This is a genomic window from Rhizobium sp. BK060 (genome assembly GCF_014193145.1).
Lineage (GTDB): Bacteria > Pseudomonadota > Alphaproteobacteria > Rhizobiales > Rhizobiaceae > Rhizobium.
Genome location: NZ_JACHYW010000018.1, coordinates 114,095 through 132,632, shown reverse-complemented (window position 1 = coordinate 132,632; position 18,538 = coordinate 114,095). Strand labels below are relative to the sequence as shown.

Here is an 18,538-nt window from a genome sequence, read left to right as displayed (position 1 = left end):
TGGGAGCGTCGTCGGACCGATAGCGGTGCCCAAATCCGATGGATGTTCTCAGTCGACCAAGCGCGCGAAAAAATGGCTAAGTCTTATCCAACACCCCTGCACAGAGGATTTGACGTGTTGGTTGGGTTGCAGCGTGGGCAGGCTGTTGTGGTCGACGAGCAGTTCGATGCTTCGGGCGACTCCGGGCTGCCTTCGGATCAAGCCGGCGTGCTCGAGGGTGCGCACCATCTGGTGGACGGAGGGTGGGGTGACTCCGAAATAGCGTTGCAGGTCGCGTTCGGCGGGCGCGCGTCCGTTGATCTGGCTGTAGGCCCAGATGAAGGCGAGGTACTGGCCCTGCTTTTCGGTGAAACCGGGTGCTGCTGGCGTCTTCCCGTCAAGTAATTGATTCATTTTTCGATTCATCCGGAACCTCCGCAACCGAAGGAGGCTTTCCGGATGAATGTACGCTATCGCGTCGATCTCGACCAACCCGAACGCGACGCACTCACGGCGTTGCTGCGCGGCGGCAAGCATCCGGCGCGAAAGCTCAAGCGGGCGCAGATCCTGCTCGCCGCCGACGCGGGCCTGAGCGACGCGGCCATCGCCGCGACGGTGACGGTCGGCGGCTCCACCGTCTACCGCACCAAGCGTCGCTTCGTGGAGATCGGCCTGGAGGCGGCGCTTAGCGAGGAGCCGCGCCCGGGCGCGGAGCGCAAGCTGACCGGCAAGGAGGAAGCTCTGCTGGTGGCCACCGCCTGCTCCAGCCCGCCGCCGGGCTGCGCCCGCTGGACGCTGGAACTCTTGGCCAATGAGTTCGTCAAGCTGACCGCGCATGAGCAGGTGTCGCGCGAAACGGTGCGCCGGCGCCTGGCCGAGAACGATCTCAAGCCATGGCGCAAGGACATGTGGTGCATTCCCAAGATCGACGCCGAGTATGTCGCGCGCATGGAGGATGTGCTCGACCTCTATGCCGAAGCCTCCGACCCGGCGCGGCCGGTGGTCTGCTTCGACGAAAGCCCGACCCAGCTCGTCGGCGAGGTGCGCCAGCCAATCCCCCCGGCCGAACCTGGAAGGCCGGAACGCTACGACTACGAGTACAAGCGCAATGGCACCGCCAACCTGTTCGTCTTCCTCGACGCCCATCGCTCCTGGCGCAAGGTGAAGGTCACCGAGCGGCGCACGGCCGACGACTTCGCCCACTGCATGCGCGATCTCGTCGATGTCCATTATCCCGAGGCCGACTGCATCCGCGTGGTGCTCGACAATCTGTCGACCCACACACCCGCCGCGCTCTACCAGGCCCTGCCGGCCGAAGAGGCGCGCCGCATCCTGAGAAGGCTGGAATTGCACTACACCCCCAAGCACGCCAGTTGGCTCAACATGGTCGAGATCGAAATCGGCGTCCTGCGCGGCCAATGCCTCGACCGCCGCATCGAAAGCCGCAGCCGCCTCGTTGCCGAGGTCGAAGCCTGGGAACGCCGACGCAACGCAAGCGGCGCTCGCATCAATTGGATGTTCTCTACCGAGCAAGCCCGCGTCAAACTCGCCAAAGCCTATCCAAACCCAACCGCCAAAGAGTCATAACCTCTGTGCAGTGGTACTAGCATGTTCTTGGTCGAGACGACTGATGAACGAGTGAACCTTGCGAAATAAGGAAATTCGGGGAGGCACTGCAATGTGCCCTTGAAGGTCATAAACGGTGGCATCAAGCGGTCCGCCCACAAGCAGCCGCGGGCGCCATAATCAAAAAAGAATCGGAGTGAGCCCTTTGTCATGGCCGGAATCGTCGTGCCTTTAGAGATGTCCGCTGTCCGGCCGCCATGCCAGCCGCGCCGCATCCCATTAAACTTGCGTCAACCCCTGCATGGCATATCTGCCCCGGCAATGCGAAAGGAGACATGCATGGCATTCGTAGGCTTCAAGAACACCCACAACAACGCGATCTATGTCAATCCCGCGCAGGTCCTCTACGTCTCCGCCTTCGAGGAAGATGTCACCATCATCGCCTATGCCGTCGCCGATGCCGGCGGCAAGCCGGTGGTGTCGCATGTCCGCGGCAGCGCCGATTTCGTGCAGCACAAGCTCGGCGGCGCGGCTGCCCGTTAGGATTGCACCTCCTTGCAGGTACGCCCGAGGAAGGGAAGGCGCCGCGGCGGTGCCGTTCCAGCACAGTTTCCGGAAATGGGACAGCCGCGGCGGTGCATGGTTACCATTCGTCAAGTGTCTGAATCTTTGGCCATTCCCGGTACGTAGAATCGCATGCCACAATATTGCCGCTTGCCTTTTGCTTCGAATGCTGTCACCAAATGCGGCTCTCGGGCATTTGCATGCCGGTGACTGGACTGATGTGGTAACGCCTTCCGGCAGGAAGGCAGCGTGGGGGACACCTGCGTGCGTAGACGTTCTTTCCCCGTTCGTGAACTACTCGACTGACCCTTCGTGCGTTGATTTTTCGATGAGAGCGCGCGAAAGCTAAAGCCGTCCATTTCCTCTCGGGGGGATGGATACCAGACAGACTAAGGGAAAAGGACTATCCCAATGGCCACCAAGGGCACCGTAAAATTCTTCAACCAGGACAAGGGTTTTGGTTTCATCACGCCGGAAGGCGGCGCAAAGGACGTTTTCGTCCACATCTCCGCGCTGCAGGCTTCTGGCATCCAGTCGCTACGCGAAGGCCAGCAGGTCACCTTCGACACCGAGCCGGATCGCATGGGCAAGGGCCCGAAGGCCGTCAACATCTCGGCCAACTAATCCAAGTTTCCTGTTTCGGCAGGATGGAACGGCGCTCCGCAAGGGGCGCCGTTTTCGTTTGCTGGGATGGCGGCCGGACCCAAAGGACGCTCGCAAGGTGGCGTGCCACTTGCGGATGCCTCCTGCCCACCTGGACGCCACGGCCGCAGTTGCACCCGTCTCCGGTCAGCTCCCGTTGGCCTTCCACGGACATGCTGTCGCAGACGCAAACATCCCCGCTCCCGACAACGGTGCGATACTCGCTCCGAAGATCCGCGCTTCATTCCCGAACACCGGGGAATCAGGTGCGGACCAAGCCGCTGGAGATGAGAGGGGAGCGTGTGCACACAAGCGGCGAAGAGGCTTCTTCCGCGCAAGGGCGTGTCGCCTGTTTTTCCTTAACTGGCGTGGGAATGCCATCTCGGACAGAGTCTGGCTCAGCAGCCAAGGCACAGCTTCGCCGCCTGCCGCTCGCCGGACACCGGCGCATCGTGCAGGCTCGAGCTACGCGCCGACCGCTTCCCGTGCGCCTTCGAAATCCACCGCCGCAAAGGCGGCTGCGATCACCTCGGGCCCCGCCCCTGCCTTGACCGCATCGGTCGACAGGATCTGCCGGTAGCGCCGCGCGCCGGGCAGCCCGGTAAACAGCCCGACCATGTGCCGCGCCACCTGCTGCAGCCGCCCGCCGTTGGCGATATGGCGCTCGGCATAGGCCATCATCCGGTCGCGGATCTCGCCCCAGTCGGCTGGGTCGGTGGTAGCGCCATAAAAGCGATCATCGACATCGGAAAGAATGGCGGCGTTCTGGTAGGCTGCGCGGCCAAGCATGATGCCGTTGACGTGGTTCAGATGATCGACCGCCTCGTCCAGCGTCTGGATGCCGCCATTGACGCCGATGAAGACATCCGGCCGCGCCTCTTTCATGTGGTAGACGATCTCGTAGTCGAGCGGCGGAATCTCGCGGTTCTCCTTCGGCGACAGGCCCTTCAGCCAGGCCTTGCGGGCGTGGATCCAGATCGCATCGGCACCCGCATCGAGCACCCGGTCTAGAAGATCGGGCAGCGCCGTTTTCGGATCCTGCTCGTCGACGCCGATCCGGCATTTGACGGTGACCGGCACGTCAGCCACCGCCTTCATCGCGCTGACGCAGGCCGCCACGATCTCCGGCGTCAGCATCAGGCAGGCGCCGAACGTGCCAGACTGCACCCGATCGGAGGGGCAGCCGACATTGAGATTGATCTCGTCGTAGCCGTAGGGCGCGGCGATCCGGACCGCCTCGGCAAGCTTGGCCGGATTCGACCCGCCGAGTTGCAGCGCCACCGGATGTTCGGCTGCATCGAAGGACAGCAGCCGCTCGCGGGGCCCATGAATAATCGCATCGGCCACGACCATTTCCGTGTAGAGCAGCGCATTGCGGCTGATCTGCCGGTGAAAATAGCGGCAATGGCGATCAGTCCAGTCGATCATCGGCGCAACCGCGAAGATCGGCCGGTCGGTTTTCAAGGCCTCGGCATAGAAATTGGATGTCGTCATGTCGCGCTCATAGCGCAAAGGCGGGTGAAACGCCAGTTTTCCCCGTGCAGGGCAGCAATGTCAGGATGCAAGGCAACAATGACTGTCGCTTTGACGAACCACGCTTCCCCCTTTGGTTGCTTTCCGTCTAAGATGCCGGGACTCACGAACAGCAAGAGCTCGCAATGTCCCTTCCCGCGACCGTCATCCCGCTTCCGCAACCTGTCTTGCTTCCCGTCAAAGGCACGGTCGAACTCTTCCCGGTGCGCCGCGTCTACTGCGTCGGACGCAACTATGCTGACCATGCGATCGAAATGGGGCATGACCCGAGCCGCGAGCCACCGTTCTTCTTTCAGAAGAATGCCGACAATCTGCTGCCTGAAGGCAAGGATTTCCCCTATCCGCCTCTGTCAAGCGACGTGCATTTCGAGGTCGAGTGCGTGCTGGCGCTAAAGGCTGGCGGCCGGAATATTGCCGCCGACAAGGCGCTCGACTGCGTCTACGGCTACGCCGTCGGCATCGATTTCACGCGTCGCGATCTGCAGGCCGAGGCGAAGAAGCTCGGCCGTCCGTGGGAAGTCGCCAAGGCCTTCGAATATTCGGCACCGGTATCGCCGATCGTCCCGGCAAGCAAGCTTGGCCACCCCTCGGCGGGCCGGATCTGGCTGGATTTGAACGGCAAGCGCGTCCAGGATGGCGATCTCAACCAGATGATCTGGAAAGTGCCGGAGATCATCGCCGAACTGTCAAAGCTCTTCATCCTGGCGCCGGGCGACGTCATCATGACCGGCACACCGGCGGGCGTCGGCGCCGTCAAGAAAGGCGATCGCGTCGATTGCGGCATCGACGGCATCGCCACGCTGTCGATCAACGTGGCCTGAGGGGGAGATGCTATGCCGGTCTATGCGCTTGGCGAATTGACGCCGGACCTGCCGCCGTCAGGCACCTACTGGATCGCGCCTGACGCCCATGTCGTCGGCCAGGTCGCGATCGCTGAGGATGTCGGCATCTGGTTTGGCGCGGTGCTTCGCGGCGACAACGAGCCGATCAGCGTCGGCAAGGCAACCAACATCCAGGAGGGCGCGATGCTGCACACGGATCCGGGCTTTCCCGTGACAATCGGCGAGGGTTGCACCATCGGTCATCACGCCATCGTCCATGGCTGCACGATCGGTGACAATTCCTTGATCGGCATGGGCGCCACAGTGCTCAACGGCGCCAAAATCGGCCGCAACTGCCTGGTTGGCGCCAATGCCCTGATCACCGAGGGCAAGGAGTTTCCCGACAATTCCTTGATCGTCGGCTCTCCGGCACGGGTGGTCCGCACGCTCGACGAAACGGCGATAGCGGGGCTTCGCCGCTCCGCCAAGAAGTACGTCGGCAACTGGCAGCGTTTCGCGCGCGACTTGCGCCCTCTATAACCTTCAGAATAGCAGACCCACGCCGGCCACGTTCTTTTCGGCCGTCTCCACGAGATCGAAGACGGCACCAGGAATCTTCTACGCGGCTGCGTAAATGAGGAGTTCGAATTCGGCCAGCGCGCTGTTGAGATCGAGTTCGAGAAGATGCAGCGTCAGGTCTGCGGCCTTGACGGTAATCGTCTTTGCCACAAGCTGCGCCATGACCTTGGCGGTTTTCTGCGCGATGAAACCCAGCTGGTAGGTCATCTCGTCGCGAATGGCCGTCCATTGCTTCTTTGCCGTTGTGGCAGCGACGGACAGCAGCTCTTCGGCAGCAATCATTGCGAGAACACGGTTGCAGGAAGTTCGCCGTGGCTTAAGCAGCGCAAGCCTCGCACAGACCGCGGATCTCGATCGTGGTCTTCTCTGCCTTGAACTTCTTGCGGCGCGTCCAATCCATCAGGCGGTGATCGACCTCGTGGTCATGGAATTCCATGACATGTCCGCAGCTCTCGCAAATAGCGAAGGCGACGATGCCGTGGCTGTGGCAGTTCTGATCCGGATGCGCGCAGGCGACGAAGGCGTTGATGCTCTCGAGCCGGTGCACGACACCATATTCAAGCAGCTTCTCCAGCGCCCGATAGACCTGCAGCGGCGCACGAAAGCCGTGGTCGCGCAGCTTGTCGAGGATCGTGTAGGCGCTGAGCGGTCCGTCGGCCTTTTCGAGCACCTCGAAGACGAGAGCCTGGTTTTTGGTCAAAGCAGGTGCATTCATGAACGTGGTCCTTCCAAGGCCTGCCCGCGCCCGCGCTTCGGCAGCAGGCTCAGGACGAAGAGGATCAGGGCTGCGACGACGATCGACGGGCCAGAGGGCGTGTCGTAGGTCAGCGAGCCGAACAGACCGCCGACCACGGCAACGGCGCCGATCAGCGAGGCGAAGATGGCCATGACCTCGGGCGTCGAGGCGAAACGGCGCGCTGCGGCCGCCGGGATGATCAGCAGCGAGGTGATCAGCATGATGCCGACGATCTTCATGGCGATGGCGATGACGACGGCCATCAGCAGCATGAAGAAAAGCCGGGCCCGCTCCGGCTGCAGCCCCTCGGCCTCGGCAAGCTCAGGATTGACGGTGGAGGCGAGCAACGGACGCCAGAGCCAGGCGATCGCCGCCAGCACGACGATGCCGCCACCCCAGATCATGACGATATCAGCCTTCGAGACCGCGAGGACGTCGCCGAACAGAAAAGCGATGAGGTCGATGCGCACCCAACTCATGAAGGCGACCATAACGAGACCGATCGCCAGCGTCGCGTGCGACAGGATCCCGAGCAGCGCATCCGCAGACAGCGCCTGACGCTTCTGCAGGAACAACAAGAGGATCGACACCGTCGCGGCGACGAGGAAGACGGCAAGCGTCAGGTTGAACTGCAGAAGCAGCGAGAGCGCAACGCCGAGCAAGGCCGAGTGGGCGATCGTATCGCCGAAATAGGCCATGCGCCGCCAGATGATGAAACAGCCGAGCGGGCCGGTCGTCAGCGCCAGCCCGACGCCGGCAAGGATCGCGCGGACGAAGAAATCGTCAAACATGGCGTTCTCCTGCAGGCTGCCTGTGATCATGATCGTGGTTGTGATCATGACCGTGATCACCTGCATGATGATCACCGGCGGCATGGGGATGGTCGTGACCGTGGCCGGCGTGGTCGTGATGGGTGTGGTCGTGCCCATCGTGGTCGGGATGGTGGCCGTCGTCGGGGTGGCAGTGATCGGTCACCGAACCGTCCGAATGCAGCACCCGGCCATCCGGTAGATGTGTGTGATCGTGGTGATGACTATAGACCGCGAGTGCCTGCGCCGCGCGGCTACCGAACAACCGGACATATTCGGCACTCTGCGTTACTGCCTGCGGCGTGCCGCGGCAGCAGACATGGCCGTTGAGGCAGATAACGGTGTCCGTCGCAGCCATGACGACGTGCAGGTCGTGCGAAATCAGCAGGATGCCGCAGCCGGTCGTGTTGCGGATTGATTGGATCAGATCGTAGATCGCAATCTCGCCCGAGAAATCGACGCCCTGGACGGGTTCGTCAAGGACGAGGAGATCGGGCTTGCGGGCGATCGCGCGCGCCATCAAGGCCCGCTGAAACTCGCCGCCCGAAAGATGCTGTACTTCCGCACCAAGCATATGTGACAGTCCGACCGCATCGAGTGCGGCCGCCATATCACGCTCGGAGAGCGGACCGGTCAGCGTCATCAGCCGGCGAACGGTAAGCGGCAATGTCCAATCGATCGCCAGCCTCTGCGGCACATAGCCGACCTTGAGGCCGGCGGCGCGTTCCACCTCGCCCTCGTCGGGCTTCAGCACGCCGATCGCCGTCTTTACCGTCGTCGATTTGCCCGAGCCGTTGGGGCCGATCAGCGTGACGATCTCGCCGCGCGAGACGGAGAAATCCACACCGCGCACGAGCCAGCGGCCGTTCCTTCGAACGCCGACATTGAAAAGCGAGACCAATGGCTTCGCTTCGGAATTTGCGGGAGAGAACATCATTTTTCCGAATGTGCTGTTGCGACTTGCTATTGCACACGTTATAGCATAACGCAATTGATGTAATAACATTACAATTGCAATTCAAGCGGAGCACACCGATGAAATTCGCGATGGCCCTTACCCTCGCAGTCCCCGCCATGCTGTTTGCCGAGGCGGGCAGAACGGCGGATGCGCCTGTCGTCGTGACCTCGATCAAACCGGTGCACTCCCTCGTATCGGCTATCATGCAGGGCGTCGGTACACCCGAGCTGATCGTCGACGGCGCCGCCTCCCCGCATACCTACAACATGAAGCCGTCGAACGCGCGCGCGCTTCAGAATGCCAAGGTCGTGTTCTGGGTCGGCCCCGGACTTGAAGCGTTTCTGGAGAAGCCTCTGGAGGCGATCGGGTCTGATGCCGTCGTCGCCGAGCTCGACAAGGCGCCGGGCCTTACGAAGCTTAAATTCCGGGAAGGCGGTGCCTTCGAGCCGCACGATGACGGCGACCATGACGAAGCCGCCCATGCGGGCGCCGATCATGACCACGATCATGGGGCCTTCGACACCCACCTCTGGCTCGATCCACAAAATGCCAAGGCGATGGCAGCCGAGATCACCACCACTCTCGTCGCGGCCGACCCTGCCAACGCCCTCACCTACCAGGCCAACGCCAAGACGCTGGACGACAGGCTCGACGCGCTGGACAAGGAAATCACCGGCATCGTGTCACCGGTCAGGGACAAGCCGTTCATCGTCTTCCACGATGCCTACCAGTATTTCGAGAACCGCTATCATGTGCGGGTCGCCGGCTCGATCACCGTCAGCCCCGAAACGATCCCCGGCGCGGAACGCATTGCGGAGATCCACAAGAAGGTCGGCGAACTCGGCGCCACCTGCGTTTTCGCCGAACCGCAGTTCCAGCCGCGATTGGTCGATGTCGTGATCGAGGGAACCAAGGCGAAGGCCGGTGTGCTCGATCCGGAGGCAGCCACGCTCGACGCTGGACCAGATCTCTATTTCAACCTCATGCGCGGTATCGCCAAGAGCATGAAGGACTGCCTCTCGCGAGAAAGCTGAGAGGCGGCGAAGGCGGACCTCACAGTCCGCCTTTTTCAGCACAAGAGCTGTAATTGTATAACATCTCAGAGGCATGAATGGATACGAAGCTTCCCGTAACGGTGTTGTCGGGCTTTCTTGGCGCCGGCAAGACCACGCTGCTCAACCACATCCTTGGAAACCGGCAGGGGCTGCGGGTCGCCGTGATCGTCAATGACATGAGCGAGGTGAACATCGACGCCGCCCTCGTGCGAGACGGTGGCGCCAACCTGTCGCGAACCGACGAACAGCTGGTGGAGATGACGAACGGCTGCATCTGCTGCACACTGCGTGACGATCTGCTGAAGGAGGTCCGCCACCTGGCGGAACAGGGACGCTTCGACTATCTCCTGATCGAATCGACCGGTATTGCCGAACCTCTGCCGGTCGCGACCACCTTCGAGTTCCGCGATGAGAATGGCGCAAGCCTCTCCGACATCGCCAAGCTCGATACGATGGTGACGGTGGTCGATGCCGCGAACTTGCTCTCGGACTATGCATCCGCAGACTTTCTGGCAGATCGCGGCGAAACCGCAGGCGATGGCGACAATCGCACGATCATCGATCTGCTGGTAGAGCAGATCGAATTCGCCGATGTGATCATCCTCAACAAGATCGGCACAGCGACGCCGGCCGAGTGTCAGGCCGCGCGCCAGATCATCGTCGGGCTCAATCCCGACGCAAGGTTGATCGAGACCGACTTCGGCCAAGTGGAGCTCGGTGAAGTGCTCGGAACGGGACGCTTCGACATCGAACGCGCCGAAACGCATCCGCTCTGGTACAAGGAGCTGCACGGCTCCTCCGAACATATGCCGGAGACCGAGGAATACGGTATCCGCTCCTTTGTCTATCGCGAAAGGCGGCCCTTCGACCCTGCCAAGCTACAGCGCTTCTTCGACACCGCCTGGCCCGGCGTCGTCAGAGCGAAAGGCTTCTTCTGGCTGGCGACGCGCCCGCACCATGTCGGTGAAGTCAGCCAGGCCGGGGCACTCCTGCGGACGGGCAAGATGGGGCTCTGGTGGGCGTCGGTGCCGCGTGAGCGATGGCCGGACGATGAACGCTTCCTGAAGGCCGTATCGCCCTACCTCGACCCCGTCTGGGGTGACCGCCGGCAAGAGATCGTCTTCATCGGTAGCGATCCGATGGACGAGGACTGGATACGGCAGCAGCTCGACGGCTGCCTTGTAGCGGACGAGACCTTTGCGCCGGAAAAGTGGCGCGGGCTGCCGGATCCCTTTGCCAGCTGGGGAGAGCGCGGAGCGTGACGACACAAGCTCCCAAAGCCTATCGCTGCCGATGTGAGGAATGTCAGCCTCTTGCGCCGATCGAGGGATTGGCCGCGCCGCAAGCAGTGGAAGCGGAAGCAGGCGCCATCAGTCGGCTGGCCGCCGTCGTGCAGCGGCTCCTTGACTCACGCAAACAAGCACCCGATTGAATCAGAAGGGCGGCATCGAAGCCGCCCTTTCCGGATATTGGCGTTGCCGCTTAGCGAATATTCGCGATCACGCCGTTGACCGAGCCAATGAGCAGGAAGTCGTTATCGACCTGCACCCACCGATAGCCGCGCGGCGGAGCCGACAGGCGGTAGCGATGATAATCGCGCACGTCGCGCATATGGCGGCGCTCCGCCGACGTCATGCGATGGCCGCGGCTCCACTTGTACTTCTTAACGTGAACGTCGCGCTCCACGACAACGGGCCGACGATGATCCTGGGCGCTCGCTTCGGTCGTCGCCAGCAGCGGGGCGGCAATCACGGTAGCGGCAAGAAGGAGGGTGGTGAGCTTTTTCATTGGGAGGTTCCTCGTGTTGAACACGCCCCGAACCTAGGCCAAAAAAGATGAACCGAAACTGAAACTTAAGTTAAACTTCTGTAATCATAACACATACTTAAAAGCATCTTCTAAATTAAGAAATGCGACATCGCCCGGCATTTTCGGGCGATGTCGGTGCCTCTATCAAAGCTCTTCGTAGTTGAACCAGTCGAAGTCTGCCGTTCTTGCGCGGCCCGACGTATCGAAGGCGAAGACCCCGGCGAAGGCGCCCGTAAACGAGCCGTGCTCGCCGCGCCCGCCTTCATCTGACACGACGCCCGCATCGAGCACGGGACCGATCGGCTGCCATGCCCCCTTGCCTTCCGTCTGCCAGAAGAACTGCAGGTCGTTGTCCCTGATCTCCATGGAAAGCTGCACGCGCCCCTCCGCCGGAATGGCGACGCCGCTGCCTGCCGGGAAGCTGAGGCGGCTGTGTGGGTAATCGCCGTCACAGGAAAAGATCGTGACGCAGCGCCCTAGCTTTTCATGCAGGGTCACGCCGATCGCATGGAACTTGTGCCTGTTGTAATAGTGGGTCAGGCCGGCAACCTGCTGGTAGGTGACGGGATCGAACTCGACGACCGTCTCCGCCCGAAAGCTGTGGTGCTCCTGGCGACGGGCGACGAGAGATTGCTCGAACCACGAGCCGATGCTTTCGCGCGCGATCAGTCTGAGGTGCCCTGCCCGGTCGGTCAGGTTGAAGATGCGCTCCGGCTTCGGCGTGCGTAGCCACTGAAAGTCAGCAGGCAGGCTGCCGCCATCGAAGCTGTATTCGCTGCGCATCGGCTTCTCGACGGGCACGGCGCCAGCCAGTCCCGGCACGGTGACATCTGGAACGGTCGTGCCGTTTTCAAGATAGAGCCACCCATCCTCCTTCCAGACGCACTTCTGCAGGCAGGTTTCGCGACCGAGCGTGCAGCGGCGCTTCGGCGGCATCGGCCGACCGCAGAGATGCGTGTGATAGACCTGACCATCCGGCGTTTCGACATATTGGCCGTGCCCTGCCCGCTGCAGAATGGCTTCGGGATGATCCTTCGAGGTAATCAGATGCTTGTTCGGGTGCATCTCATAGGGACCGTCGATCGCGCGCGAACGGGCCATTGTCACCGCATGATCGTAACCGGTGCCGCCCTCGGCCGTCGTCAGATAGTAATAGCCGTTGCGCTTGAAGAGATGCGGTCCTTCGACAAGCCCAAGCGGGCTGCCGGCGAAGATGTTCTTGATTGGCCCCTTCAGCGATTGTGTTACCGCATCCCATTCCTGCATCAGGATACCGTCGAACGCCGGCGACTTCGGCGCACCGCCGAAGCTCTCGGTGCGCTGATTCCACTGCATGTTGAGGAACCACTTGCGGCCATCGTCATCGTGGAACAGTGATGGGTCGAAGCCGGAAGAATTCACGTAGACCGGCTCGGACCATTCACCCTCAATATCAGGCGAAGTCACGATGTAGTTGTGCGCATCCTTGAAGTTGCCGTCGAAGCGCTTGACGTCGGTATAAACCAGCCAGAACAGCCCATCGGCATAGGACAGACAGGGCGCCCAGACGCCGCAACTATCGGGATTGCCGCGCATGTCGAGCTGCGACTGACGCTCGAGCGGCCGCCGCACCATCGTCCAGTTCACGAGATCGCGCGAATGATGGATCTGGACGCCGGGATACCATTCGAAGGTCGAGGTTGCGATGTAATAGTCGTCCCCGACGCGGCAGATCGATGGATCCGGGTTGAAGCCCGGCAGGATCGGGTTGCGGATCATTGGTGAAATTTCCTCCCTGAAATACCCACACAGCTTGCGGCACGTACATCAAAACTCAATAGAAAAAACGCCCGGAACGTGGGTTCCAGGCACTTCGGTTTATTCGCGTTCCGCAGACTTGGCCCAGAGATTGATGTCGGCCTCGCGGGCGTAGCCATCGATCTCCTTGAGTTCCTCGGCCGTGAAGTCGAGATTGTCGAGCGCTTTGACACAATCGACGATTTGCGACGAGCGGCTGGCGCCGATCAGCGCCGACGTCACCCGGTCGCCACGCAGCACCCAGGCGATCGCCATCTGTGCCAGCGTCTGGCCGCGGCGCTCCGCGATCTCGTTGAGCTTGCGGATGTTGTCGATGATCTGAGGACGGATGAACTCCTTCTTCAGGAAGTGGTTCTGGGCCGCACGGCTGTCCTGAGGGATGCCGCCGAGGTACTTCGTCGTCAGCATGCCCTGCGCCAGCGGCGAGAACACGATCGAGCCCATACCGACGTCATCGAGCGTGTCGAGCAGCTTGTCGTCCTCGACCCAGCGGTTGAGCATCGAATAGCTCGGCTGGTGGATCAGGCAAGGCGTGCCAAGGTCCTTCAGGATCGCTGCCGCCTCACGGGTACGCTGCGAATTATAGGACGAGATGCCGACATAGAGCGCGCGGCCGGAGCGCACGATATGGTCGAGTGCGCCGCATGTCTCTTCCAGCGGCGTATTCGGATCGAAGCGGTGCGAATAGAAGATATCGACATAGTCGAGGCCCATGCGCTTCAGGCTCTGGTCGCACGAGGCGATCAGGTACTTGCGGCTGCCCCACTCGCCGTAAGGACCGGGCCACATGTCGTAGCCAGCCTTGGACGAGATGATCAGTTGGTCACGCAGACCTGAAAATTCGGTGCGCAGGATTTCGCCGAAGGCGGTCTCGGCTCTGCCAGGAGGCGGGCCGTAGTTGTTGGCGAGGTCGAAATGGGTGATGCCGAGATCGAAGGCGGTGCGGCACATGTCGATCTTGCGGTCATGCGGCGTGTCACCGCCGAAATTGTGCCAGAGGCCGAGGGAGACGGCCGGCAGCTTCAGGCCTGAACGGCCCGTGCGGTTATACTTCATCTTTGAATAGCGGTCGGAAACCGGTTGCCAGCTCATAATTCTGATCCTTTAAGCAAAAAGGCGCGGGCTCGTCGCCCGCGCCGGACCATAGTCCTTTGGACGCTTACTTCAAGAGCGCCTGTGCCTCTTCGATGCCGAGGGCGGCCGGCTGCGTGCAGGTCGTCGTCAGCTCGATGAAGCGGCCTTCCTCGCCCGACTTCAGGATCGAAGTCATGACGTCGACGCCGTGCAGCGTGCGATCGAGCGAGCAACGCGCATCGCGGCCCTCGATGATCGCCATCGCCATGTCGGCGAGACCTGCGGTGCGGTAGTTGGCGCGCGGTCCCTGCGGGCTTTCCTGGTTGAAGATCCCGAACGGATGCTCCCAGCCGTCCAGCGCCTTGATCTCCTTGTCGCGGCCGCTGGCCTCGACGACACCGCCGAAAAAGTTCGGGTCCGGGACGTAGAGCGAACCGTCGGTGCCGTAGAGCTCCATGTTGGCATGGCGGTGAGACCAGACGTCCCAGCTCGCCGTCAGCGTGACGGTCGCGCCGCTGACGAATTCGAGGATCGCCTGGATCGTCGTCGGCGTCTTGACCGGGATGATCTCGCCATGACGCGGCTGGCTGGTGATCGTACGGGTGTCGGACGCCATGGAGGTCATGGCGCCGACGCGCTTCACCGGACCGATCAGGTTGATCAGGTTGGCGATGTAGTAAGGGCCGAGATCGAGGATCGGACCGCCGCCGGGCAGGAAGAAGAAGTCCGGGTTTGGATGCCACATCTCCATGCCCGGGCTCATGACATAGCACGCACCCGAGGTGACGCGGCCGATGCCGCCTTCGTCGATGTACTTGCGGGCAAGCTGATGCGCGCCGCCGAGGAAGGTATCCGGAGCGCAACCGACGGAGAGGTTCTTCTCCTTGGCGATGCGGCGCAGCTCTTCACCCTGCTCGAGGGTGAGAACCAGCGGCTTTTCCGAATAGACATGCTTGCCGGCTTCGAGGATCGCCTTCGAGACCGGAAAATGCGCGTCGGGGATGGTGAGGTTGACGATGACGTCGATCTCGTCATTGGCGAGAAGCTCGTCGATCGTCTGCGCTTTGACGCCATATTCTTCCGCGCGGGCCTGGGCGGCCTGCACGTTGATATCGGCGCAGGCCAGAACCTTCAGCCCCTTGAAAAGGGGCGAAAGCGAAAAGTAGGTGGTGGAGATATTGCCGCATCCGATGATGCCGACGCCAAGTTCCTTGGTCATGATGTGCCTCAGTATGTCTTGAAGGATGCGATCGAGCGGGTGATCAGGCGATCGACATCAGCCGGGTTGTCGTGCTCGACGACGTAGTGCTTGGTCTTGGTGCCCGTGAGGGCTGCGACGAGCTTTGCCCAAGGCAGCGTCCCGTGGCCGACATCGGCCCAGCCATCCTCGTTCTTGTTCTCGCCTGCCGGCGCAATGTCCTTGACATGAGCCGAGGTGATCCGAGACCCGAGCTTTTCGATCCAGGCGAACGGATCGGCACCGCCACGAACGACCCAGGCGATATCGGCTTCCCAGGAAATATCAGGCGCGCCTTCGAAGATGCGCTCGATCGGCAGAGAACCGTCGGCAAGCTTCGCGAACTCAAAATCGTGGTTGTGCCAGCCGAACTCATAGCCCGCATCCTTGTAGGGCTTGCTCATTTCCTGCAGGCGCTTGCCGAATGCCAGCCAGCCGGCAGCATCGGTCGGACGCTGATCGGCCGCCAGGTGGGGAGCATAGATCGAGTCCATGCCGAGGATCTTGGCAATATTCAGCGACTTCTTGACTTCGCCGTCGAGGAAATCGGGACTGAAATGTCCGCTGGCCATGACAAGGCCGTTCTTGTCGAGTTCCGCACGCAGGCTCTTCAGGCCGGCATCGTCGAGATCCGCGTAGATGCCGCCAAAGCCTTCGACTTCCTGATAGCCGGCCTTGCCGAGCTTTTCGAAGATCGCAGAATAGGGCTGGAAGTTACGGGCGCTGTAAAGCTGAAAACTCAGTTTCGTCATCATTCCTCCTCGGGCCTCGTGCCCTTTGCATTTCAGTCAGGATCAATCCACGGACTGGCAGGATTGCAGGTCGTAGAAACGGAAGTCCGGCAGTGCGTCGCTCTCCAGCGACTTGGCCGGGGTGAAGGTAATGCGGCGCGTCTCGCCCGCCGCCAGATCGAAGGCATTGTCGGAATACTTGCCGTCGGTGTCGGTCTCGATCATCACGAAGAGCGCCAGTCCCTTGGCGGTGACGTTGAGGCAGACGGAGCCATCCTCCTCGACATATTCGTGCGTCACCATCAGGCCTGCCGGCTCCAGCTCCAAGGCCTTGTAGGTGCCGTGGACATAGTGCCCCTCGCCGCCCATGCCGTTCGACGCCGTGAAGCGCCAGGCAAGCAATGTACCCGTCGGTAGATCCGCCACGTCGATGGTTGCGGCGGTAACTGCCGCATCAGGCGTGCAGACCGCCTGAACATCCTTCAGGTGCTTGCGCTCGCCCTTCATGTCGAGCACCGAGATCGACAGATCGACGCTGACTTCGGCCAGCGTGTCGTTGACCAGCGAAAAGCGGATCGTCTTGCTGTCCTCATCGGGAATCGCCGCCACAGCGACCGGCTGGAAGAAGCGCTTGACGAGATAGTGCATCGCCTTCCAGCGACCGCCGTAATCAAGGCTCGACCAAGAGGCAACCGGCCATGTGTCGTTGAGCTGCCAGTAGATCGTGCCCATGCAATGCGGCTTCAGCGAGCGCCAGTATTCCACCGCCGTCTTGATTGCGATACCCTGCTGGATCTGGCTGAGATAGACGAAGTTCGGGAAATCCTTCGGGAAGCGGAAGTAGCGGAACATCGTCCCGGCAATGCGCTCATTGCCGCCGGCATTCTTCTGGTGCAGCTCCATGACCGGCGACGCGACGTTCATATCCTTGGCGTCGGCATAGGTCTTGATGACGGGCAGCGACGTATAGGACTGGAAGCCGAACTCCGAGCAGAAGCGCGGGCGCACCGTGCGATAGTTGTCGAACGACTTGTTCTCGTGCCAGACCGACCAGTAGTGCATGTCGCCGGAACCGTCGGCATGCCAGGCATCGCCGAAATCGAGATAGCCGGACGCCGGGCTCGACGGCCACCAGATCGCGTCCGGCGCCGCCTTCTTCATCGCCTGCTCGATCGTCCGGTTGAGGCGGTCGTAGGAAACGAGGTAGCGGTCGCGGTCCTTCCGTGATTCCTCGAACCAGGTCAGTGCGCCGACGAGCTCGTTGTCACCGCACCACAGCGCGATCGACGGATGCGAGTTCAGGCGGCGGACCTGATAGTCGACCTCGAGCGTGACGTTGTCGAGGAAGTCCTCGGTTGAGGGATAAAGATTGCAGGCGAACATGAAGTCCTGCCAGATCATCAGGCCGAGCCGATCGCACAGATCGTAGAAATGGTCGTGCTCGTAAAAGCCGCCGCCCCAGACGCGGATCATGTTCATGTTGGCGGCCTTGGCCGACTGCAGCAGATCCTTGCTCTTCTCAGGGCTCGACAGCGAGAAAAGCGCGTCGGCCGGGATCCAGTTGGCACCGCGGCAGAAGATTTCGCGGCCGTTGACCTTCAACGCGAAACGGCTGCCGGCAGCATCGGGTGTCGTGATGAGTTCGACCGTGCGAAGGCCGATGTGCTTGGTCACCGCATCCGTCGGCAAATCGACCGTCAGTGCATATAGCGCCTGCTCGCCGCTGCCCGCCGGCCACCAGAGCCGCGGCTTGTCGATTTCGAAGACATGATTGACCACCGTCTCGCCGGCACCAACGCCGACGTCGAGACGAACGCGCTCACCATCGAGCGAGAAATGGACCGGCACGATGCCGGGGTTCTTGGCAAACAACGTCGCGCTGACCTGCAGATCCACGGAACCGTTGAGATTGTGCACCTGCCGCGTCGTGACGTGCTCGATGCGAGCCGTCTCGAGCTTGCGCAACGCGATCGTGCCGTAGAGCCCAAGGGGGGCAATCGCGATGTTCCAGTCCCAGCCGAAATGGCACTGTGGCTTGCGCAGCATGTTGCCGTTGGGGATAGGCGAATTGCCTGTCGAATAGGGAATATAGAAGGGCTGCCTAGCCTGCCGGTCGGCGCCGGCCGCAATGCTCGAATGCAGGACGACGCGAATAACATTGTCGCCGGCCTTCAACTGGCCGCCGACGTCAGGTCGATAGCGCCGAAAGCTGTTATCTGCGAGCAGAACCGGCGAGCCGTTGATGAAGACGGCAGCCACCGTATCGAGATAGTCGATGTCGAGATACCAGTCGCCATCCGGCTCCGACAGCGTGAAGCTACGCTCGAGCACCCAGTCGCGATGCGCCACCCACTGAACGACTTCCTCGTTGCGGCCGAAAAATGGATCGGGAATGAGCTCGGCGGCATGCAGGGCCGTGTGCACATCGCCCGGCAGCTTAATCGATGTCGTGACTTCGCCATCGGCTGAAGTGAGCGTCCACGATCCTGATAGGTCGAGGTTAAACCCATTTGTCGGCAAGAATGTCATAGTATTATCCCGATCGGGCCGCGCTTGGGAATGCCCGCACCCGCGAGCCGCAGCCGAACTTGGTGGCCAGGTGGCCGATTAGACGAACGGGCGGAACCGAAGCTCCGCCCGCATTGCGG

Annotated in this window: 19 protein-coding genes; 7 read left to right on the top strand and 12 right to left on the bottom strand. The window is 61.7% G+C overall.

From position 1 onward, the window contains the following. Positions 1-48: 48 nt before the first annotated feature. Positions 49-393, bottom strand: coding sequence for a MarR family winged helix-turn-helix transcriptional regulator (locus tag FHT71_RS20330; RefSeq protein ID WP_183721665.1), 345 nt, complete (start codon positions 391-393; stop codon positions 49-51). Positions 394-438: 45 nt separating this feature from the next. Here FHT71_RS20330 and FHT71_RS20325 point away from each other — a divergent pair, with 45 nt between their 5' ends. The 3 genes from FHT71_RS20325 (at position 439) to FHT71_RS20315 (ending at position 2,733) form a co-directional block, all read left to right on the top strand. Further along, positions 439-1,566, top strand: coding sequence for an IS630 family transposase (locus tag FHT71_RS20325; RefSeq protein WP_183721653.1), 1,128 nt, complete (start codon positions 439-441; stop codon positions 1,564-1,566). Between the two features lie 318 nt (positions 1,567-1,884). After that, a complete protein-coding gene (locus FHT71_RS20320) occupies positions 1,885-2,088 on the top strand; it encodes a hypothetical protein (RefSeq protein WP_007788307.1) in 204 nt (67 codons plus the stop codon). A 432-nt stretch (positions 2,089-2,520) separates the two neighbouring features. Further along, entirely contained in the window at positions 2,521-2,733 is a 213-nt protein-coding gene (locus FHT71_RS20315) for a cold-shock protein (protein ID WP_007533154.1), read from the top strand. 483 nt (positions 2,734-3,216) lie between these two features. On the opposite strand, the gene dusA is transcribed toward FHT71_RS20315, so the two are convergent. Next, positions 3,217-4,215 (bottom strand): tRNA dihydrouridine(20/20a) synthase DusA, encoded by a 999-nt coding sequence (gene dusA / locus FHT71_RS20310; RefSeq protein WP_183721662.1) that lies wholly within the window; start codon positions 4,213-4,215, stop codon positions 3,217-3,219. A 194-nt stretch (positions 4,216-4,409) separates the two neighbouring features. Here dusA and FHT71_RS20305 point away from each other — a divergent pair, with 194 nt between their 5' ends. Both FHT71_RS20305 and FHT71_RS20300 read left to right on the top strand, forming a co-directional pair. After that, positions 4,410-5,105: a fumarylacetoacetate hydrolase family protein gene (locus FHT71_RS20305; RefSeq protein ID WP_132592898.1), complete on the top strand. Its 696-nt coding sequence runs from the start codon at positions 4,410-4,412 to the stop codon at positions 5,103-5,105. A gap of 12 nt (positions 5,106-5,117) precedes the next feature. After that, complete coding sequence (locus FHT71_RS20300; RefSeq protein ID WP_132592896.1) at positions 5,118-5,645, top strand: gamma carbonic anhydrase family protein; 528 nt, start codon at positions 5,118-5,120, stop codon at positions 5,643-5,645. 78 nt (positions 5,646-5,723) lie between these two features. On the opposite strand, the gene FHT71_RS20295 is transcribed toward FHT71_RS20300, so the two are convergent. The 4 genes from FHT71_RS20295 to FHT71_RS20280 are packed head-to-tail and all read right to left on the bottom strand — an operon-like array spanning position 5,724 to position 8,163. Further along, the gene (locus FHT71_RS20295) at positions 5,724-5,966 is read right to left on the bottom strand and encodes a hypothetical protein (protein ID WP_132592894.1); all 243 of its coding nucleotides are present in this window, start codon (positions 5,964-5,966) and stop codon (positions 5,724-5,726) included. A gap of 34 nt (positions 5,967-6,000) precedes the next feature. Continuing rightward, positions 6,001-6,399, bottom strand: coding sequence for a Fur family transcriptional regulator (locus tag FHT71_RS20290; protein ID WP_007788315.1), 399 nt, complete (start codon positions 6,397-6,399; stop codon positions 6,001-6,003). After that, positions 6,396-7,211: a zinc ABC transporter permease subunit ZnuB gene (gene znuB, locus FHT71_RS20285; RefSeq protein WP_183721650.1), complete on the bottom strand. Its 816-nt coding sequence runs from the start codon at positions 7,209-7,211 to the stop codon at positions 6,396-6,398. The genes FHT71_RS20290 and znuB overlap by 4 nt, the downstream gene beginning before the upstream one ends. Next, the gene (locus FHT71_RS20280) at positions 7,204-8,163 is read right to left on the bottom strand and encodes a metal ABC transporter ATP-binding protein (protein ID WP_165933160.1); all 960 of its coding nucleotides are present in this window, start codon (positions 8,161-8,163) and stop codon (positions 7,204-7,206) included. The genes znuB and FHT71_RS20280 overlap by 8 nt, the downstream gene beginning before the upstream one ends. A 101-nt stretch (positions 8,164-8,264) precedes the next feature. Here FHT71_RS20280 and FHT71_RS20275 point away from each other — a divergent pair, with 101 nt between their 5' ends. Together FHT71_RS20275 and zigA are read left to right on the top strand one after the other, a co-directional pair. Continuing rightward, entirely contained in the window at positions 8,265-9,221 is a 957-nt protein-coding gene (locus FHT71_RS20275) for a zinc ABC transporter substrate-binding protein (RefSeq protein ID WP_183721647.1), read from the top strand. Between the two features lie 77 nt (positions 9,222-9,298). Then, positions 9,299-10,504 carry a zinc metallochaperone GTPase ZigA gene (gene zigA, locus FHT71_RS20270; RefSeq protein ID WP_183721644.1) on the top strand — a complete coding sequence of 402 codons (1,206 nt, stop codon included), beginning with the start codon at positions 9,299-9,301 and terminating at the stop codon, positions 10,502-10,504. 220 nt (positions 10,505-10,724) lie between these two features. On the opposite strand, the gene FHT71_RS20265 is transcribed toward zigA, so the two are convergent. The 6 genes from FHT71_RS20265 to FHT71_RS20240 form a co-directional block, all read right to left on the bottom strand. After that, entirely contained in the window at positions 10,725-11,030 is a 306-nt protein-coding gene (locus tag FHT71_RS20265; protein ID WP_132592884.1) for an RcnB family protein, read from the bottom strand. A 165-nt stretch (positions 11,031-11,195) separates the two neighbouring features. Beyond that, complete coding sequence (locus FHT71_RS20260; RefSeq protein ID WP_183721641.1) at positions 11,196-12,809, bottom strand: glycoside hydrolase family 43 protein; 1,614 nt, start codon at positions 12,807-12,809, stop codon at positions 11,196-11,198. Positions 12,810-12,908: 99 nt separating this feature from the next. Further along, positions 12,909-13,940 carry an L-glyceraldehyde 3-phosphate reductase gene (mgrA, locus tag FHT71_RS20255; RefSeq protein ID WP_132592880.1) on the bottom strand — a complete coding sequence of 344 codons (1,032 nt, stop codon included), beginning with the start codon at positions 13,938-13,940 and terminating at the stop codon, positions 12,909-12,911. A 67-nt stretch (positions 13,941-14,007) separates the two neighbouring features. Next, the gene (locus FHT71_RS20250) at positions 14,008-15,141 is read right to left on the bottom strand and encodes a Gfo/Idh/MocA family oxidoreductase (RefSeq protein ID WP_007788330.1); all 1,134 of its coding nucleotides are present in this window, start codon (positions 15,139-15,141) and stop codon (positions 14,008-14,010) included. Positions 15,142-15,149: 8 nt separating this feature from the next. Next, positions 15,150-15,911, bottom strand: a complete 762-nt coding sequence (locus FHT71_RS20245) for a sugar phosphate isomerase/epimerase (RefSeq protein ID WP_132592906.1) — start codon at positions 15,909-15,911, stop codon at positions 15,150-15,152. 42 nt (positions 15,912-15,953) lie between these two features. Next, a complete protein-coding gene (locus FHT71_RS20240) occupies positions 15,954-18,419 on the bottom strand; it encodes a glycoside hydrolase family 2 protein (protein WP_132592878.1) in 2,466 nt (821 codons plus the stop codon). Positions 18,420-18,538 lie beyond the last annotated feature (119 nt).

Excerpts from the sequence above, each read along its gene's own strand:
- FHT71_RS20295 (WP_132592894.1), bottom strand. The coding sequence starts at position 5,966 with ATGATTGCTGCCGAAGAGCTGCTGTCCGTCGCTGCCACAACGGCAAAG.
- znuB (WP_183721650.1), bottom strand. The coding sequence starts at position 7,211 with ATGTTTGACGATTTCTTCGTCCGCGCGATCCTTGCCGGCGTCGGGCTG.
- FHT71_RS20280 (WP_165933160.1), bottom strand. The coding sequence starts at position 8,163 with ATGTTCTCTCCCGCAAATTCCGAAGCGAAGCCATTGGTCTCGCTTTTC.
- FHT71_RS20275 (WP_183721647.1), top strand. The coding sequence starts at position 8,265 with ATGAAATTCGCGATGGCCCTTACCCTCGCAGTCCCCGCCATGCTGTTT.
- FHT71_RS20305 (WP_132592898.1), top strand. The coding sequence starts at position 4,410 with ATGTCCCTTCCCGCGACCGTCATCCCGCTTCCGCAACCTGTCTTGCTT.
- mgrA (WP_132592880.1), bottom strand. The coding sequence starts at position 13,940 with ATGAGCTGGCAACCGGTTTCCGACCGCTATTCAAAGATGAAGTATAAC.
- FHT71_RS20260 (WP_183721641.1), bottom strand. The coding sequence starts at position 12,809 with ATGATCCGCAACCCGATCCTGCCGGGCTTCAACCCGGATCCATCGATC.
- FHT71_RS20245 (WP_132592906.1), bottom strand. The coding sequence starts at position 15,911 with ATGACGAAACTGAGTTTTCAGCTTTACAGCGCCCGTAACTTCCAGCCC.
- FHT71_RS20330 (WP_183721665.1), bottom strand. The coding sequence starts at position 393 with ATGAATCAATTACTTGACGGGAAGACGCCAGCAGCACCCGGTTTCACC.
- FHT71_RS20250 (WP_007788330.1), bottom strand. The coding sequence starts at position 15,141 with ATGACCAAGGAACTTGGCGTCGGCATCATCGGATGCGGCAATATCTCC.
- FHT71_RS20300 (WP_132592896.1), top strand. The coding sequence starts at position 5,118 with ATGCCGGTCTATGCGCTTGGCGAATTGACGCCGGACCTGCCGCCGTCA.
- FHT71_RS20290 (WP_007788315.1), bottom strand. The coding sequence starts at position 6,399 with ATGAATGCACCTGCTTTGACCAAAAACCAGGCTCTCGTCTTCGAGGTG.
- FHT71_RS20325 (WP_183721653.1), top strand. The coding sequence starts at position 439 with ATGAATGTACGCTATCGCGTCGATCTCGACCAACCCGAACGCGACGCA.
- FHT71_RS20320 (WP_007788307.1), top strand. The coding sequence starts at position 1,885 with ATGGCATTCGTAGGCTTCAAGAACACCCACAACAACGCGATCTATGTC.
- FHT71_RS20265 (WP_132592884.1), bottom strand. The coding sequence starts at position 11,030 with ATGAAAAAGCTCACCACCCTCCTTCTTGCCGCTACCGTGATTGCCGCC.
- zigA (WP_183721644.1), top strand. The coding sequence starts at position 9,299 with ATGGATACGAAGCTTCCCGTAACGGTGTTGTCGGGCTTTCTTGGCGCC.
- FHT71_RS20315 (WP_007533154.1), top strand. The coding sequence starts at position 2,521 with ATGGCCACCAAGGGCACCGTAAAATTCTTCAACCAGGACAAGGGTTTT.
- FHT71_RS20240 (WP_132592878.1), bottom strand. The coding sequence starts at position 18,419 with ATGACATTCTTGCCGACAAATGGGTTTAACCTCGACCTATCAGGATCG.